The 15,627-nt window shown below is 57.9% G+C and carries 11 protein-coding genes; 9 read left to right on the top strand and 2 right to left on the bottom strand.

The genetic code is table 11. The features are described from left to right. Positions 1–52 precede the first annotated feature (52 nt). From ACYZTL_RS16020 to ACYZTL_RS16010, 3 genes are all read left to right on the top strand, one after another. Positions 53–1,084, top strand: a complete 1,032-nt coding sequence (locus ACYZTL_RS16020) for a histone deacetylase family protein (RefSeq protein ID WP_461952610.1) — start codon at positions 53–55, stop codon at positions 1,082–1,084. A gap of 13 nt (positions 1,085–1,097) precedes the next feature. Further along, positions 1,098–2,198 (top strand): polyamine ABC transporter substrate-binding protein, encoded by a 1,101-nt coding sequence (locus tag ACYZTL_RS16015; RefSeq protein ID WP_461952609.1) that lies wholly within the window; start codon positions 1,098–1,100, stop codon positions 2,196–2,198. 247 nt (positions 2,199–2,445) lie between these two features. Continuing rightward, positions 2,446–7,038 carry a dermonecrotic toxin domain-containing protein gene (locus ACYZTL_RS16010; protein WP_461952608.1) on the top strand — a complete coding sequence of 1,531 codons (4,593 nt, stop codon included), beginning with the start codon at positions 2,446–2,448 and terminating at the stop codon, positions 7,036–7,038. Positions 7,039–7,086: 48 nt separating this feature from the next. Here ACYZTL_RS16010 and pdxR read toward each other — a convergent pair whose 3' ends face one another. Further along, a complete protein-coding gene (pdxR, locus tag ACYZTL_RS16005) occupies positions 7,087–8,631 on the bottom strand; it encodes a MocR-like pyridoxine biosynthesis transcription factor PdxR (protein ID WP_461952607.1) in 1,545 nt (514 codons plus the stop codon). Positions 8,632–8,721: 90 nt separating this feature from the next. Between pdxR and ACYZTL_RS16000 the strand changes: the two genes are divergently transcribed. The 3 genes from ACYZTL_RS16000 to ACYZTL_RS15990 are packed head-to-tail and all read left to right on the top strand — an operon-like array spanning position 8,722 to position 10,490. After that, positions 8,722–9,345 (top strand): FMN-binding negative transcriptional regulator, encoded by a 624-nt coding sequence (locus tag ACYZTL_RS16000; RefSeq protein WP_461952606.1) that lies wholly within the window; start codon positions 8,722–8,724, stop codon positions 9,343–9,345. 9 nt (positions 9,346–9,354) lie between these two features. After that, positions 9,355–9,801 carry a GNAT family N-acetyltransferase gene (locus tag ACYZTL_RS15995; RefSeq protein ID WP_461952605.1) on the top strand — a complete coding sequence of 149 codons (447 nt, stop codon included), beginning with the start codon at positions 9,355–9,357 and terminating at the stop codon, positions 9,799–9,801. A gap of 17 nt (positions 9,802–9,818) precedes the next feature. Then, positions 9,819–10,490 carry a GNAT family N-acetyltransferase gene (locus ACYZTL_RS15990; RefSeq protein ID WP_461952604.1) on the top strand — a complete coding sequence of 224 codons (672 nt, stop codon included), beginning with the start codon at positions 9,819–9,821 and terminating at the stop codon, positions 10,488–10,490. A gap of 120 nt (positions 10,491–10,610) precedes the next feature. Here ACYZTL_RS15990 and ACYZTL_RS15985 read toward each other — a convergent pair whose 3' ends face one another. Beyond that, the gene (locus tag ACYZTL_RS15985; protein WP_461952603.1) at positions 10,611–11,510 is read right to left on the bottom strand and encodes a homocysteine S-methyltransferase family protein; all 900 of its coding nucleotides are present in this window, start codon (positions 11,508–11,510) and stop codon (positions 10,611–10,613) included. 113 nt (positions 11,511–11,623) lie between these two features. Between ACYZTL_RS15985 and ACYZTL_RS15980 the strand changes: the two genes are divergently transcribed. The 3 genes from ACYZTL_RS15980 (at position 11,624) to ACYZTL_RS15970 (ending at position 15,557) form a co-directional block, all read left to right on the top strand. Continuing rightward, positions 11,624–12,445 carry an ABC transporter substrate-binding protein gene (locus ACYZTL_RS15980; RefSeq protein WP_461952602.1) on the top strand — a complete coding sequence of 274 codons (822 nt, stop codon included), beginning with the start codon at positions 11,624–11,626 and terminating at the stop codon, positions 12,443–12,445. Beyond that, positions 12,442–13,278 carry an amino acid ABC transporter permease gene (locus tag ACYZTL_RS15975; RefSeq protein WP_461952601.1) on the top strand — a complete coding sequence of 279 codons (837 nt, stop codon included), beginning with the start codon at positions 12,442–12,444 and terminating at the stop codon, positions 13,276–13,278. Before ACYZTL_RS15980 ends, ACYZTL_RS15975 begins: the two co-directional genes overlap by 4 nt. Before the next feature lie 233 nt (positions 13,279–13,511). Continuing rightward, the gene (locus tag ACYZTL_RS15970; protein WP_461952600.1) at positions 13,512–15,557 is read left to right on the top strand and encodes an autotransporter outer membrane beta-barrel domain-containing protein; all 2,046 of its coding nucleotides are present in this window, start codon (positions 13,512–13,514) and stop codon (positions 15,555–15,557) included. Positions 15,558–15,627: the final 70 nt, after the last annotated feature.

Here is a 15,627-nt window from a genome sequence, read left to right as displayed (position 1 = left end):
GCCGTCCGCCGCAAGACTGTAGCCAACCGAATCAGCCTGCGGAGAACAAGAAATGCTGACGATCTACTCGGACGATCACCACCTGCACCACGGCCGTTGCGAATTGATAGACGGGCAACTCAAGCCCTGCTTCGAAATGCCTTCGCGTGCCGACCACGTACTGTCACGGGTGCAACACCAGAACCTCGGTCCCGTTGAGTCGCCGAAGGATTTCGGCCTCGACCCGATCGCGCGCATCCACAGCCGCGACTACCTCGACTTCTTCAAAGGTGCCTGGGCCCGTTGGACCGAACTCAACACCGACGGCGACTTGCTGCCCTACACCTGGCCGGCGCGTACCTTGCGCCGCATCAAACCCACCAGCCTGCACGGCGAGCTTGGTTATTACAGCTTCGACGGCGGCGCCCCGATCACCGCCGGCACCTGGCAAGCGGCCTACAGCGCGGCGCAAGTGGCGTTGACCGCTCAAGCGGAAATCCAGCGCGGCGCACGCAGCGCCTTTGCGTTGTGCCGTCCACCGGGACACCACGCCGCCAGCGACTTGATGGGCGGTTATTGCTACCTCAACAACGCCGCCATCGCCGCTCAGGCTTTCCTCGATCAGGGCCACAAGAAAGTCGCAATCCTCGACGTCGACTACCACCACGGCAACGGCACGCAATCGATTTTCTACGAACGCAGCGACGTGCTCTTCACCTCGATCCACGGCCATCCGGAAGCGGAGTTTCCGTTCTTCCTCGGCTATGAAGATGAGCTCGGCGAAGGTGCCGGCGAAGGCTTCAACTTCAATTACCCGTTACCCGCCGGCAGCGGCTGGGACACCTGGAGCGCAGCACTGGAACAAGCCTGCAAAGAAATCGAAAGCTACGGTGCCGACATCGTTGTGGTTTCCCTCGGCGTCGATACGTTCAAGGACGATCCCATCTCGCAGTTCAAGCTCGACAGCCCGGATTACCTGGCGATGGGCGAACGCATCGCCAGGCTCGGCGTGCCGACGCTGTTCGTGATGGAAGGCGGCTACGCGGTGGAAGAAATCGGCATCAACGCCGTGAACGTACTTGAAGGTTTTGAAAGCGCTCAATGAGGAAACAACAACAATGAACAGACTCAAGCGTCTTATCGCGCCCGCGCTATGCGCCACGGTGCTCAGTGCGGCCGCTCACGCTGAAGAGCGAACGTTGCGCGTCTACAACTGGTTCGATTACATCACCCCAAAAGCGCTGGAAGACTTCAAGGCACAGAACGCCCAGACCAAACTGGTCTACGACATCTTCGACACCAACGAAGCACTGGAAGCCAAACTGCTGACCGGCAACTCCGGTTACGACGTGGTGGTGCCGTCCAACGTGTTCCTCGCCAAGCAGATCGAGGCCGGTGTTTTCCAGCCGCTCGACCGCAGCAAACTGCCGAACTGGAACCACCTCGATCCGAAGCTGATGAAGCTGATCGAAGCCAACGATCCCGGCAATAAATTCGCCGTGCCCTACATGTACGGCACGATCCTGATCGGCTTCAACCCGGACAAAGTCAAAGCCGCGCTGGGCGACAATGCGCCGGTGGACAGCTGGGACCTAATCTTCAAGGAAGAGCACATCAGCAAGCTCAAGCAGTGCGGCGTTGCCCTGCTCGACTCGCCGTCGGAGATCCTGCCGCTGGCCCTGCAACACCTTGGCCTGGACCCCAACAGCAAGAAGCCGGCGGACTATGAAAAGGCTGAAGCGCTGTTGATGAAAATCCGCCCGTACGTCACCTACTTCCACTCGTCCAAGTACATGGCCGACATCGCCAACGGTGACATCTGCGTCGCCGTCGGTTACTCCGGCAGCTTCTCCCAGGCCGCCAACCGCGCCAAGGAAGCCAAGAACGGTGTGATCGTCGACATGCGCCTGCCCAAGGAAGGCGCCCCAATCTGGTTCGACATGCTCGCCATTCCGAAGGGCGCGAAGAACACGGAAGACGCCTACACCTTCATCAACTACTTGCTGCAACCTCAGGTGATCGCGCCGGTCAGCGACTTCGTCGGTTACCCGAACCCGAACAAGGACGCCACGGAAAGGGTCGACCCGGCCATCCGCAACAACCCGAACCTGTACCCGACCGAAGCGGCGATGGGCACGCTCTATACCCTGCAACCGCTGCCGCGCGATGCCGAACGTGCGCGCACCCGGGCCTGGACCAAGATCAAATCCGGGACCTGAGACTGTCATTGTAGGAGCGAGCTTGCTCGCGATGGACTTCAGGACGACGCGTGTATTCAGAAAATACGCGTTATCGTTGGAGTCCATCGCGAGCAAGCTCGCTCCTACAAGAGTCAGCTTCGCTGATCAGCATCATCCTGTTGCCCTGCCATAAATAATTACCGCCAGCCCTGTCTCGCCGCTCCCTAGCATGGTCATTCCGAGGCTTAAACCCTCAAAGACCATGACCGACCAGACAGGAATTCTGATGACATCTTCTCCTCCATCCCCCGTTCCAGCACGCTCCACCAAGCCCATCGACACTCCGATCACACAACTGAGCGTAGGGCCGACCTTTGCTGAAGTCGCTACGGTACTGCTTCGAGACGCCCTGAAAAACCTTTACCCGGCGCTGGACATCGATCCGAATAATGCAATGGTCGGCGAGCCGGCATGGGACATTCTCGACGATGAAATCGTCGTCCGCCCTACCCGCTATCGATCACTCACCGATACGCTGATTGGCCTGGCTGTCGGAGAAGAAGTAACGGTATTCGTTGAAGGCTTACATTTTCTCACCCGGCATCCAGGGGCCATACCTGTCGTTCATTTGCCGGTGCAGATCGATAAGATCGGGCGCTTGCTCAATGAGCTGGCAAAGGTCATGACCATTGCCTTCCAGGAACAATTGCTGGCGTTCTGGAGCGCCACCGGCACCACGTCAGAACCACGCTGGCGCGGTCTGTCGAAAACGATGCAAAACGCATGGGACACCGATGAAATCACAGGCTGGAGCGCAGAGGAGTGCGCCCTGGCCAGGCAGCTTTTCCAGAGCCCTGAACGCAAGAACAATCCTTCAGACGACAAAGACGCACCACGGGCTTACCTGATTCACGTAGACCAGGTCGATGGCACCGAGGTGAAGCACTTGAATGAAACCTCGACCGTCGTACTCATCGGCAAAGTGGATGACAGCGAAGTCATCCTCGCGTATTCCGTGCTTAATGGTTATGAAAAATTCGATTCACAGGATGCGTTGGGCGAAGCGATTCCAAATCACCTGAACGCTTCATCCGAGCGCAAAGCCATCGAGTGGCGGTTGTACGAACCCGAGGGCAACATTTTCGATCATCAGGCGTGCTTGCTGATTGCCATGCAAGTCGACGCCATCGGCGCCCTCGACTTTTCAAAGCTATCCACAGCTGACGATTCCAACCAGCCAGTGAATAACACACCTGGTACTGGCGGGTTGGCGCCCGGGAATACGCCTGGCCTGTCCTGGTTTCAGCAAGCGATTCCTGACTGGCTCAAATCAGCGTCACCCGCCGACCAGACTTTGTATGCCCGCTACCTGAAGGATTTGTCGACGCTGGTCAGCTCCCATGCCGGAAAGACCTATCAGGATGACATTGCACCCATCGCAGACTATGCATTGAATGCTCTGCGAACACAGGTATTGAAGGACCACCCCGAAGCGTCGAATCTCGTTCTTGAAGACATCCGTATTCAGATCAAGAGTCCGGTCATCTGGGGCTTGTTTGTCGTTCCCGGAAAAGTCGACACCACCCAATTCAGTCTTGTGGAACTGGCGCTCCAGAACCTGATCGCCGTGCCTTCAGGCATCAAAACGCTGCAGTCTCGCAGCCCTTTGCCGACGTGGATGACGGTCGAATACATCGAAACACTCGTTACCACGGTGGACATCGGCCTCACCTACCCACAGCTGATCAAAGACAAGTTGATTGATGACTCTGCGGAGTCGACCCGCCGAAGCCCCCTGTACACCAGTCAATTACGTCTTCAATTACCGCTGCTGGCCTTACAGTGCCACCTGCGCAAACAGGACGGTGTAGACAAGCAGGGTTATCGCTATGTTGCCGCGCTGATGGAGCCTGAATCAGCGGACCGCAAAGTGGACGGGCAAACCATTGTTCTTCGCAAGCTGGCCTTCATACCCGAACTTCAATTGACCGACTCAGCGGATGTCGTCAGCAATATGTTCGTGATCGGTCCCGAAGATCCGGCCACCGGCCCGTGCCTGCTCTATCGACCCCTGTCTGACCACCCGCTGTCTCAATACACATCGCCTGATCAACTGCTGTATGCCATTCGACAAACGCCATCACTGCGTACATCCGTATTGACGTGGCTGCCGGATGGCGTGCGCGAGGATTACGCCCGCCTTGCCTTCCCCGGCCCGATCCCCTCGCCTTGGGCCGTGGTGGAATACCTGACGGATACCGTGAAAACGCTGAAAATGAGCGGTCCCATCAATCTGGGGCGCGAAACCGTCGAGGGTGATTACCTTGCTGCTTTATTCAAGGCCAACGCTGACGCTTTGGTAACACTCGCCGATTCTCAATCGGTATCGAACAGTGAAAGTCGCTGGGAAACGTTGAAACATGCAGGATGGTTGATCCTGAGCGCAGCCTTGCCTTTTCTGGGACGCACGGCAGGGATTGCAATGTGGATATGGCAGGTCATGGACGATCTGGAACAGATTGCGACGGATGATCCAAAATCCGATAGCAAGACAAAATGGTCTGCGTTCGTCGACCTGTTGTTGAACCTCGGAATGGCAATCACCTCGCACGCCATCAGTCGTCATCAACAATCCAGCAGTTCCCGTAGAGCCAATGCGCCCAAATCGCAGGTGACACAAAAGCCACCAAAACCAAGCATCAAAAAGCTTCCCCCGCTCAACACGGCAGAACGCACCTCCGATCAACACCAACCCATGCGCACGGTCGCTGCCCTGGCAAGCGCTCGCCAAAGCCTGGGCTCTTTACTGGCTACACTGAGCGTCGATAAACCCAATGGATTGGGAAAGCCCGTCGCCGAAGGTGCGCGCAAGGGCCTCTACCAACAAGGAACACAGTGGTATGCCGAAGTTGCCAACAAGTGGTTCAACGTCTCGGTGGCGGGTGACGACGTATTTATTTTCGATACGGAGAAGTCGATACGTACCGACCTTCCCTTGATCGGTAACGTTGCCGGCACCTGGTATGTCGATCTTCGTCTGCGCCTTCGCGGTGGTGGAATCAACAGCTCGAGACAAAAGGTTCAGGCGGAGTCAGATTCAAGCACTGCATCACTGCGCGATGAGTTGATCGCGTTTGAACTGCTCAAATCGGAAAAACAGACAGCGCTGCAAAAAGCCTACAAGGAGATGACAGATGCGCCCAGCACGTCCAGGGAGGCCAAGCGCAAACTTTTCCAACAGACGTTGAGCTCACAGCGAAAAAGTTATGACGAGGCGCTGGAGACGCTGATCAAATGGTCCGAAGTCGGTCCGGTACCCGACTTCGGACAATGCAAGCTGGGCTATCTCAAGGCACAAATGGATTTCACCCTTGCCGACCTCAGCGAAAGGATTCCTTCGTTCACTTCAGCCCTTAACAAATCCCTGGAGCAAATCGAGCAGACAGTCGACACCATCGAGAAACAACACGTTGACGACGCCGAGCACATGATCACGATGAGTGAGGAAATGATCGAGCGCCTGGACTATATGCACACGCGTTTTACCGCGCTCAAGAAGCTGGGACCAGAAGGGTTGGAACTGACCCGGGAAGCACGTGGAAAGCTGCCGGCGTATCAAAGCGACGACCTTCGCCTTACTCAGCTGGATATGTATCGCCACCTTTGCCTGTCCCTGGACACCCTCCAGACCGTGCCTGAGGGATGGACCACACTCAATCAGCTAATGGACATTGCCGCTGTCGCTTTTCAGAGCCTGCGCGAGGCCATCAATGAACGCAGTGTGATACGCCTGGACGAACAGATCGAATCACTGAGCAGCCTGACCGAACAGTTCACGGTCCTCGGCGAACGCCTGACAGACTTTGAGCGTGAGTACAAAACCAACGTCCGCCCGGCTCACCTGACCCGACTGCGCAGCAAGATCGGCGACTTCAAAAAACGCGCTGTGAAGCATCTGAAATTCGCTGTCAGTGAAAGAGATGCGTTAAGACTGAAAAGCCCACCTTATGAACCTCGCCCGCTGCCCCAGCGAAAAATCATTCGGGCACTTCATTGGGGTGTCATCAGCGGCGAGCCGCGCTTGTCCGACACCGGGGAGGAAACCGACCGGGTCGATCTGAAACGGCCTTACTCGGATAAACTCATTGTTTCGTTCCATCGCAAGGCAGACGGTACGTGGGCCCCCAACGAAAGGACCACCATCCTTTCAAAAATAGTGCCGACACTGACTTCGAGTATGGCGACGGGCAACGCGCTGATCGAAGGCCTGACTGCGTTTAATGAACATGTCACGCAGCTCGTGCAAAACCCTGACCGGACACCCAGCGGTATTGAACTGCTGATGCGCCAACATGCCACAAGGCTGACGCATATCAGCAGGGAAATCACCGAAGCTTCCCGTCAGGCTACCAGCACGCCTGAAGAAGAGCGCCTGGCAACATCCCTGAGCACGCAACTGAGCAATGCCGCGAAAACACTTCAACAGTCGGCAACCGACACCATGCTTGGCATGATCAAGCAAAGGCCACCCACCGTGGAAAGCGTCGAATGGCTCAAGAACAGGGGTCATATCTCTATCAAAAAAACGGGGAAACGCCGCAAGGTCAAGGACTCGACAGACGACTTTTTGGATCGATATGAGATTCATGATCTGGCGAAGAAAACAGTGCTGTGGTATGCGGATTTCCATTATCCGACCAGTTGGAGAGCTGATCACGCGTACCTGTCCGCCCGATTGAGAACCCCCGAACAAGTTAAATCCGGGGACAGGGTCGATGACCCTAGCGCACTGAACGAGCATCAGTTGCTTGATTACTATCGCAGTGAAATTGCTGTCGATCAGGCTAAAAAACTGTTCTTCCCTCCTCGTCCATTGTGAGTCTGCAAGCCGGGGCGTCCGTGACGCTCCGGCCTTGAACGCAGGCCATTACGTCCATACCCTTTTCAACTGCGCCAGCGCGGCATCAATCTTTGCTGGCGGGACCGCCGCAAATCCCAGAACCAGCCCTGCTCGCACCTGGTGCGGTGCCGTATCGGGCAACCAGTAGGTGCTCAAACCATTGACCTCGACGCCGGCACCGAGCGCTTGCAGGATCAGTTGTTGTTCGCGTTCGACACTGTCGACAGGGACCGCCACGTGCAACCCGGCCACTACGGCCGGCATGACCCCAAGGCCTGGAATGTTCGTTGGCCATCCTGCCAGGAGCGCATCACGTCGAACCAATGCCGCCCGGCGCATTCGACGAATGTGCCGCTGAAAGTGCCCGGCGGCGATGAATTCGGCCATCACCACTTGGGTGCTGACCTCGGAATGCCGGACGTCCACCGCTCGGCGCTGAGAGAACGCCTGCACCAACGTGGGTGGCAACACCAGATAACCCAGGCGCAGCGCCGGGAAAGCCACTTTGCCAAAGGTCCCGACGTACAAAACCCGTCCCTGCCGATCGAGCGCCGCCAACGGCGCCAATGGCGCACCGCTGTAACGGTATTCACCATCGTAGTCATCCTCGACGATCCAGCCTTGGGTGCGCTCCGCCCACGCGAGTAATTCAAGACGCCGCGCCAGGCTCATGACCACCCCGGTCGGGTACTGATGTGACGGCGTGACATACGCGAGACGGCAATCGCCGAGCGCGGCCAATTCGGAACAGTCGATGCCCTCACTGTCCACCGTGACGCCATGCAATCGGGCACCCGCGACCGCGAACGCATGACCCGCCGCTCGATACCCCGGATTCTCAATCGCCACGCCGTCGCCCGGCTCCACCAATAGCTGTGCACAAAGACTGATTCCCTGCTGCGCGCCACTGGTGATCACTATTTGTTCAGCGGTGCACTGCATGCCTCGCGAACTGCGCAAATACGCGGCGATCAATCCGCGCAAACGCACGTCGCCCGCCGGATCGCCGTAACACAACTGCTGTAAATCCGGTTTGCGCCAAAAAGCCGCATTCAGCTTGGCCCAAACCTCGAAAGGAAACAGATCAAAGGCTGGAACGCCGACGCGAAAGGCTCGGGGCGGGCCACTCGGAGGCGTCGCCAAATGGTTCTTTTCGACCCGTTCCAATGCGCCGCTGTGGATAACTTTACTGGATGAAACCACAGGTAAATCCAGCCAATTTGTGGATAAGGCTGTGGGTAACCCTGTTGACAACCCTGTGGATACTTTTGTGGATAGTTTTTTGGCCGGGAGCGCGCTTTGCGGCAATTGCGCGACATACGTCCCGTCACCGACCCGCCCTTCGATAAACCCTTCGGCATAGAGCTGATCGTAAGCCCGCACCACGCTGTTGCGGGAAATCGCCAATGCTGACGCCAGATCGCGGCTGGCCGGCAATCGCGTGCCACTGGCCAATCGCCCGTCGAGCACACGCAGGCGCAAGGCCTGGTAGAGCTGACGACTCAGGCCCTGACGGCGATCAAGTTCGATACCCGCAGGGTTGAACGTCAAGGAAAGCGGCGTATCCGTCATGGTAATGGACCTATGAAATTGGTCAGTAATGGCTCTTACATCAGACCAATAGCCTGCCTAGGATGAAGGCATTCGCCAAGGAATTTTTCCATGTACAACCCCAGCAGCTTTGCCATCAAAGATTTGGACGAACTGCAGCAGCAGATACTCGACACCCGCCTCGCCGTGGTGGTTACCCACGGCGAGCAAGGCCTGCAAGCCAGTCATCTGCCGCTGTTATTCCGCCCGGACCAAGGTCCGAATGGCACCCTCTACGGCCACTTCGCCCGAGCCAATCCCCAGTGGAAAGAATTGCAGAATGGCACTGAAGCGCTGGTGATCTTTGCCGGCGCCGATGCCTACGTCAGCCCGGGGTTTTATCCGGGCAAAGCCGAACACGGCAAAGTGGTGCCAACCTGGAATTACATCGCGGTGCACGCTTACGGCACGGCTGAAGTGTTCACCGATGCCGAGCGCTTGCTCAACCTGGTCAGCGCATTGACCGATCGTCACGAAGCCGGTCGCGCCCAACCGTGGAGCGTCGCCGACGCTCCCGCTGATTACATCGACGGCATGCTCAAGGCCATCGTCGGGTTTGCCCTGCCGATCCAGCGTCTGGAAGGCAAACGCAAACTCAGCCAGAACCGCAGCGCCGCAGACATTGCTGGTGTACGCGAAGGGCTCGCCGCGAGCCCCGATGCGCATGATCAGGCCCTCGCCCACTTGATGCGTTAAGGAACGAACATGAGTCAGATTGAAATCCGCCAGGTCAGCGCCGACGATCACGCCGCGTGGTTGCCGTTGTGGCAAGCCTACCTGCGTTTCTACAACACCGAATTACCCGAGGCCGTGACTGACAGCACTTGGCAACGCATGCTCGACCCGACCGAACTGACCCATTCGGCATTGGCCTGGGTCGATGGCAAAGCAGTCGGCATGGTGAACTTCATCTACCATCGCTCGAACTGGAGCATCGAAAACTCCTGCTACCTGCAAGACTTGCTGGTAGTCCCTGAAACTCGCGGCACCGGCATCGGCCGCAAACTGATCGAGTTCGTCTACGCCACCGCCAAGGCCGACGACTGCTGCAAAGTCCATTGGTTGACCCACGAAACCAACGCCACCGCGATCCAGCTCTACGAGCGCATCGCCGAACGCCCCGGTTTCATCCAGTTTCGCAAAGCCCTTTAAGGTTCAAGGAGAACGACATGACGACTTCACTCGCGGACTGGAAAGGCGTCCCGGCGCCAACAGTTCAAACCATCGAAGGGCGTTTCATCCGCCTGGAAAAACTCGATCCGGCGCGTCATGGCGACGGTCTGTTCAAAGCCCTGCAAGGCCCCGGCGCCGACCCGAAGCTCTGGGACTATTTGCCTTACGGACCTTTCCCGGAGCGCAGCGCTTTCAATGATTGGCTGAACAACCATGCCGCCAACAGCGACCCGTATTTCTTCAGCGTGATCGACCGTGCCAGCGGCGATGTGCAAGGCATTCTCAGTTTGATGTCGATCGTCCCGTCCCAGGGCCGTATCGAAATCGGCCACGTCACCTTCGGCGCGCCGATGCAGCGTTCGCCGAAAAGTACCGAAGCTGTGTATCTGCTGGCGAAGGAGTCGTTCGCGCTGGGCTATCGGCGTCTGGAGTGGAAATGCAACAACGGCAACGCCCGCTCCAAGTACGCGGCGGAGCGATTGGGGTTCAGTTTTGAGGGGGTGTTCCGTCAGCACATGGTGGTGAAAGGGCAGAACCGGGACACCGCGTGGTATTCGATTCTGGATTCGGAATGGCCGGTGGTTGGGGCTGGGTTTGAGCGCTGGTTGAGCGATGAGAATCAGACGGGGTCGGGGCAGGTGAAGACTCTATCTGAGTGTCGCGGGTAAATCAGCGACGCCTGAACGGACGCCTTCGCGAGCAAGCCCGCTCCCACACGCATTGCGGCTGACCACAGTTTTGTGATCAACGCATAACCCATGTGGGAGCGGGCTTGCTCGCGAATGGCTTCACGCCAATTTCTGGGCCAGCACCGCAATATGCTCCGGCCCGATCCCGCAGCACCCACCCAAATGGCTGGCCCCGCGCTTCTGCCAATCGGCCGCCCATTGCAGGTATCCCGGCGGATCCAGATCCTCGCGCAACGGGTCCAGACCGTCATTGGCCGTTGCCTCTTTCGGTTGCGGCGGGAAGGCATTGGCATACGCGCCAATGTGAATCTTCACCCCTAAACGCTCGAAGGTTTCTCGCGCCGCATCAATCGCAGCACCGATCACTTCCGGCTGGCTGCAGTTGAACAGCAACGTCTGGACGCCCAGCTGGGCAGCCACCGCCGCAGCTTCGGCCACAGGCTCACCGGAGCGTAAACGCGGCACCTCGTCCGTGTCCTCATCCTTCAGGGTAAACGACAGCCAGAAAGGCTTGCCGTCCTTCGGCAGACCGGCATGAATCGCTCGCGCTTCGACGATCGAGCTTTGGGTTTCCGCGAGCCACAGGTCGACATAAGGCGCCAAGCCATCGACCAGCGGCGCCAGCAATTCCTCCACCCGAGCCGCGTCGAACAAATCCGGGCGATAGGAACCGAACAACGGCGGCAGTGAACCTGCCACACGAACCGGTTTACCCGCGGCATCCACTGCACGCCGGGCCAACTCCCCGGCCAGCGCTGCGAGGGCTTGACCCTGCGCCGCAAAACGTTCTTCGCCAATGTGAAAAGGCACCACCGCATAGCTGTTGCTGGTGATCACGTTCGCACCGCTTTCGATGTAAGACGCGTGCACCGCCTCCACGGTCTGCGGCGCTTCGATCAAGGCCAGTGCCGACCATTCGGGCTGTCTGAACGGCGCGCCTCTACGTTGAAGTTCACGACCCATGCCGCCATCCAGAATCACTGTGCTTCCTGCGCCCATATGCTTTTCACTCATATGCTTATGAAAATAACTCACTACCGGAGCCGTTCTTATAACTATTTAATACGCACCATCCGGTTAATAACAACCACTTTTTTATCAGGAATCGAACTGTGAAATTTCAACCGCTACTGGCCTTGGGCCTGACGATTCTGGCCGCCTCCACCCAAGCCTTTGCTGGCGCGACGCTGGACCGCATCGAGCAAAAGAAAGAACTGGTGGGTGTGTTGATGGAAAGTTATCCACCCTTCTCGTTCCTCAATGACCAGAATCAGCTCGACGGTTTCGACGTGGATGTGGCCAAAGCCGTGGCGAACAAACTCGGCGTCAAGCTGCGCCTTGAAACCCCGTCCTGGGACGTGATCGCCGCCGGCCGCTGGAGCGGGCGCTACGACATTTGCATTTGCTCGATGACCCCGAGCAAGGCCCGCGCCGAAGTCTTCGACTTCCCGGTCGAGTACTACGCCTCGCCTGCGGTGATCGTGGTCAACGCCAAGGACGACAGCATCCACAGCGCCAAGGACCTGAGCGGCAAGAAAGTCGGCCTCACCAGTGCGTCCAGCTACGAAAGCTACCTCAACAAAAACCTGGTGATCGAAGGCGCCGAAGACACGCAGTTGCAGTACCCGTTTGAAAACGTGCAGATCGCGCCGTATGACACCGACAACGTCGCCTTTCAAGACCTCGGCCTGGGCGCTGGCGTTCGACTGGATGCGGTCCTCACCAACCTGGTCACCGCGCAACCGCGCCTGACCGAAGACAAACGCTTCAAGCTCGCCGGCGCCCCCCTGTACTCCGAACCGAACTCGGTGGCCATTGAAAAAGGCGACGCTCAGTGGGACGCCAAGGTGCGTGATGTCTTCGCCCAACTGAAACAGGACGGCACCCTGAGCAAGCTCTCGCAAAAATGGATCGGCGCCGACATCAGCCAATGACTTCCTTTCCCAAACCTCCTCAGCCACCACAACCGGTGGCTCAGTCTCGACTGCAACGGATCTTTGGTTTCCGCACGCGGCTGTACATGACCTGGGTGGCGATGTCGGGTTTGTTCGCCAGTTTCTTCCTGAGCTTCGACCTGAAGTTCTCGATCATCCTCGACAAACTGCCCAACCTGGTCGGCTTGCACCTAGCGCCGAACGGCTTTCTGCAGGGCGCGGCACTGACGCTGTTTTTGTGCCTGTGCTCAATCGTCGCATCGTCGCTGCTGGGTTTCATCACCGCCATCGCGCGGCTGTCAAAGAGCGCCGTCGCCTTCGGCATTGCGAGTTTCTACGCGTCATTCTTTCGTGGCACACCGCTGCTGATCCAGATCCTGCTGATCTACCTCGGCCTGCCGCAACTGGGTATCGTGCCTGGCGCCGTCGCTGCCGGCATCATCGCCCTGTCGCTGAACTACGGCGCCTACCTCAGCGAAATCTTCCGCGCCGGTATCCTCGGTGTCCCCCATGGCCAACGCGAAGCGTCCCTGGCGCTGGGCATGCGCGAAACCGTGATCTTCTGGCGCGTCACCCTGCCCCAGGCCATGCGCACCATCATCCCGCCGGCCACCAACCAATTCATCTCGATGCTCAAGGACTCTTCACTGGTCTCGGTGATGGGCGTGTGGGAAGTGATGTTTCTGGCGCAATCGTATGGGCGGTCGAGCTATCGCTACATCGAAATGCTGACGACCGCGGCGGTGATTTATTGGGTGATGTCGATCGGGCTGGAGCTGATTCAGGCACGGATGGAGCGGCATTATGGGAAGGCGTATTTGGGCCGGAGTTAGTGAGATTCGGCAGTGGCAAATAAGTTTTTGATTGTGTGAAAAGTGCTCGTTCCCGGATGGGATGTAGGGAAAAGCAGCACTGCGGCATCGGTAGAAACCATCATTGCCCTGCAACCAGCCTTTTTTCCACAAAACGATCCGACGCTACCCGCGCTGCGCACCGGAACCGGCTGACATCCGCAAAATCAGCCGCCTTTTAGAGTTTGGCTTCCTGTCAAAAGAGGCCAAACTCGATGCCCGTTCAACACAAATACCGACCAAAACACTTGGCACTTGCCATAGCGCTCGCTGTGGGCTGCGCTGAGTTTGCGTTTGCCGAAACCCTTGCCGGCGCATCTCCAACTCCGGTTGAAGCGCCAAACGATCTGATCACAAAACTCGACGCGTTCATCGGCGCTGCCGCCACTCACCCGACCCCAATCAATAAAGCATCAGAGTGGAACGCTCTGAAGCTGGACGAGCGCAATGACCTGGTCTCGGTGCTGACGAAAGGGAATTTCAAAAAGCTGGTGGATGGAGGTGAGGGCATGAACGTCTTGCAACTCAATGCCGCCAAAGGTGGCTCCTTGAGTGAAACACGGAACTTCAAGGGGCTGGACGTCAATCAGGGTCATTGGACGGTGAGTGGCGCCGGCGATTTCGACATCGGTGCCTTGGTACGCTCCGATGCAACACTCATCAATGATGGACACATCAATGGCGGAGCGATCACGCAGGGCACGTTGATCAACAACCGCTCGATTGGCGGAAATGTCTTTGTGGATGAAATGGGCACCTTCAGTGGTAATGGAACGGCTGGTTCTCTGAACGTGCATGGGCAGTTTCTCGTCAATCGTTCGGTGGGGGCGCCAACGGTAAAGGGCGATATGAGTCTTTCCAGCACTGCCGTTCTGACCTATGAAGTTAACCCTGAAGGCCGTGGCGAAACGATCAAAGTCGCTGGCACTGCCAGCCTTGGCGATGCGACCCTGAAAATCGTCGCGGCAGGTGATTTCCCGCAGGCCCAGCAGTACACCCTCATCGAGGCGGCCAGCGTTGTGGGTCATTTCGGTGCCATCGAAAACAGCCTCGCTTTCATGACACCTGAATTGAGTTACGACAACCCGCAAGTCGTCAGCCTGACCTACACGCGTAATGATGTGTCTTTAGAAAGCGTCGCGACCACTGAAAGCGGCAAGAAACTCGCTGCCAGTATTCAGGAGCCAGCGGCCAACCCGACCGATCAAACACCAGCCATCACGCCAAATGCCGCCGTCACTGCCCTGCTCGGCTCTGACAGGGAAACCGCAGCCTACGCCCTCGAACTTCTCGCCGGCGACAGCAACGGCAACCTGGGCAAGGCGACCTTGAACAGTGACGGCCCGATAGGTGCCACCTTACTCTCGGCCATGCGCCAGCTCGATGGCGCCCGAGTTTCAAATAATCAAAACGGCGCACCTCGTCTCGCGGCGGGCAGTGATGCCACTGGCAGAATCTGGCTGCAGGCACTTGGACACAACGGGAAACTGAGTCGCGAATATGACCCCTTGCAACATTCCACCCAAGGCTTGTTGGTGGGCGCCGATTGGCGGCTCGATGAGCAGTGGCGTCTGGGAGTGATGGGCGGCCAATCCCGTACGAGTCAGAAAAGCCGCGAACTCGACGGCAATCTGGACAGTTGGCACTTGGGCGCTTACGCCCTGCGTCAGGAAGGCCCGATGTCACTGCGCCTGGGCGCGACACACAACAGTCACGACGGAAGCAGCGCACGCCGAGTAGAGTTTTATGGTTTCAAGGATCGTCCCAAAGGCCGTTACGACGCCAGTACCCAGCAAGCCTTCGCGGAGGTGGGTTACAACCTTGGCCGCGCCAATGTCAGCATCGAACCCTTCGCCAGTCTTGGATACCAACGTTATCAGCGCGACAGCTTCACGGAAAAAGGTGGCGACGCAGCATTGAAAGTCCACGATCAATCCGAGGAAAACTTCAGCAGTACATTCGGTCTGCGTCTGGCGAAGCTCAATACGCTGAATAACGGTATGCAACTGACTCCCCGCTTGAGCGCAGGCTGGAAACACTCGTACGGCAAGGTCTACACAGAAACCAGGCAACGCCTTGTCACCGGCGGCAACGACTACAGCGTCTACAGTGCGCCGCTGGATCGGGACAAGTTGAGGGTCGATGCGGGTGTGGATCTCAGGCTTTCCGCACGTAATACGCTTGGCGTAGGCCTTACGGCTGAAATAGGCAGCGATAGCCGTAATCATGGCGTCATGGGCCAGTGGCAGTTGGCGTTCTGATCAACCACTGACACACCGCCGCCGTACCTGTGGGAGCGGGCTTGGTCCGGGCGGCGTTCCGACGAACGCG

The organism is Pseudomonas sp. LB3P81 (genome assembly GCF_054897965.1).
Note: the sequence above shows the minus strand (reverse complement) of the source record. Positions and strands in the feature narration are given on the sequence as shown.

What these genes read in the sequence shown, in the direction of transcription:
- ACYZTL_RS15985 (WP_461952603.1), bottom strand. Translation starts at nt 11,510, where the DNA reads ATGGGCGCAGGAAGCACAGTGATTCTGGATGGCGGCATGGGTCGTGAA.
- ACYZTL_RS16010 (WP_461952608.1), top strand. Translation starts at nt 2,446, where the DNA reads ATGACATCTTCTCCTCCATCCCCCGTTCCAGCACGCTCCACCAAGCCC.
- ACYZTL_RS16000 (WP_461952606.1), top strand. Translation starts at nt 8,722, where the DNA reads ATGTACAACCCCAGCAGCTTTGCCATCAAAGATTTGGACGAACTGCAG.
- ACYZTL_RS15995 (WP_461952605.1), top strand. Translation starts at nt 9,355, where the DNA reads ATGAGTCAGATTGAAATCCGCCAGGTCAGCGCCGACGATCACGCCGCG.
- ACYZTL_RS15970 (WP_461952600.1), top strand. Translation starts at nt 13,512, where the DNA reads ATGCCCGTTCAACACAAATACCGACCAAAACACTTGGCACTTGCCATA.
- pdxR (WP_461952607.1), bottom strand. Translation starts at nt 8,631, where the DNA reads ATGACGGATACGCCGCTTTCCTTGACGTTCAACCCTGCGGGTATCGAA.
- ACYZTL_RS15975 (WP_461952601.1), top strand. Translation starts at nt 12,442, where the DNA reads ATGACTTCCTTTCCCAAACCTCCTCAGCCACCACAACCGGTGGCTCAG.
- ACYZTL_RS16015 (WP_461952609.1), top strand. Translation starts at nt 1,098, where the DNA reads ATGAACAGACTCAAGCGTCTTATCGCGCCCGCGCTATGCGCCACGGTG.
- ACYZTL_RS16020 (WP_461952610.1), top strand. Translation starts at nt 53, where the DNA reads ATGCTGACGATCTACTCGGACGATCACCACCTGCACCACGGCCGTTGC.
- ACYZTL_RS15990 (WP_461952604.1), top strand. Translation starts at nt 9,819, where the DNA reads ATGACGACTTCACTCGCGGACTGGAAAGGCGTCCCGGCGCCAACAGTT.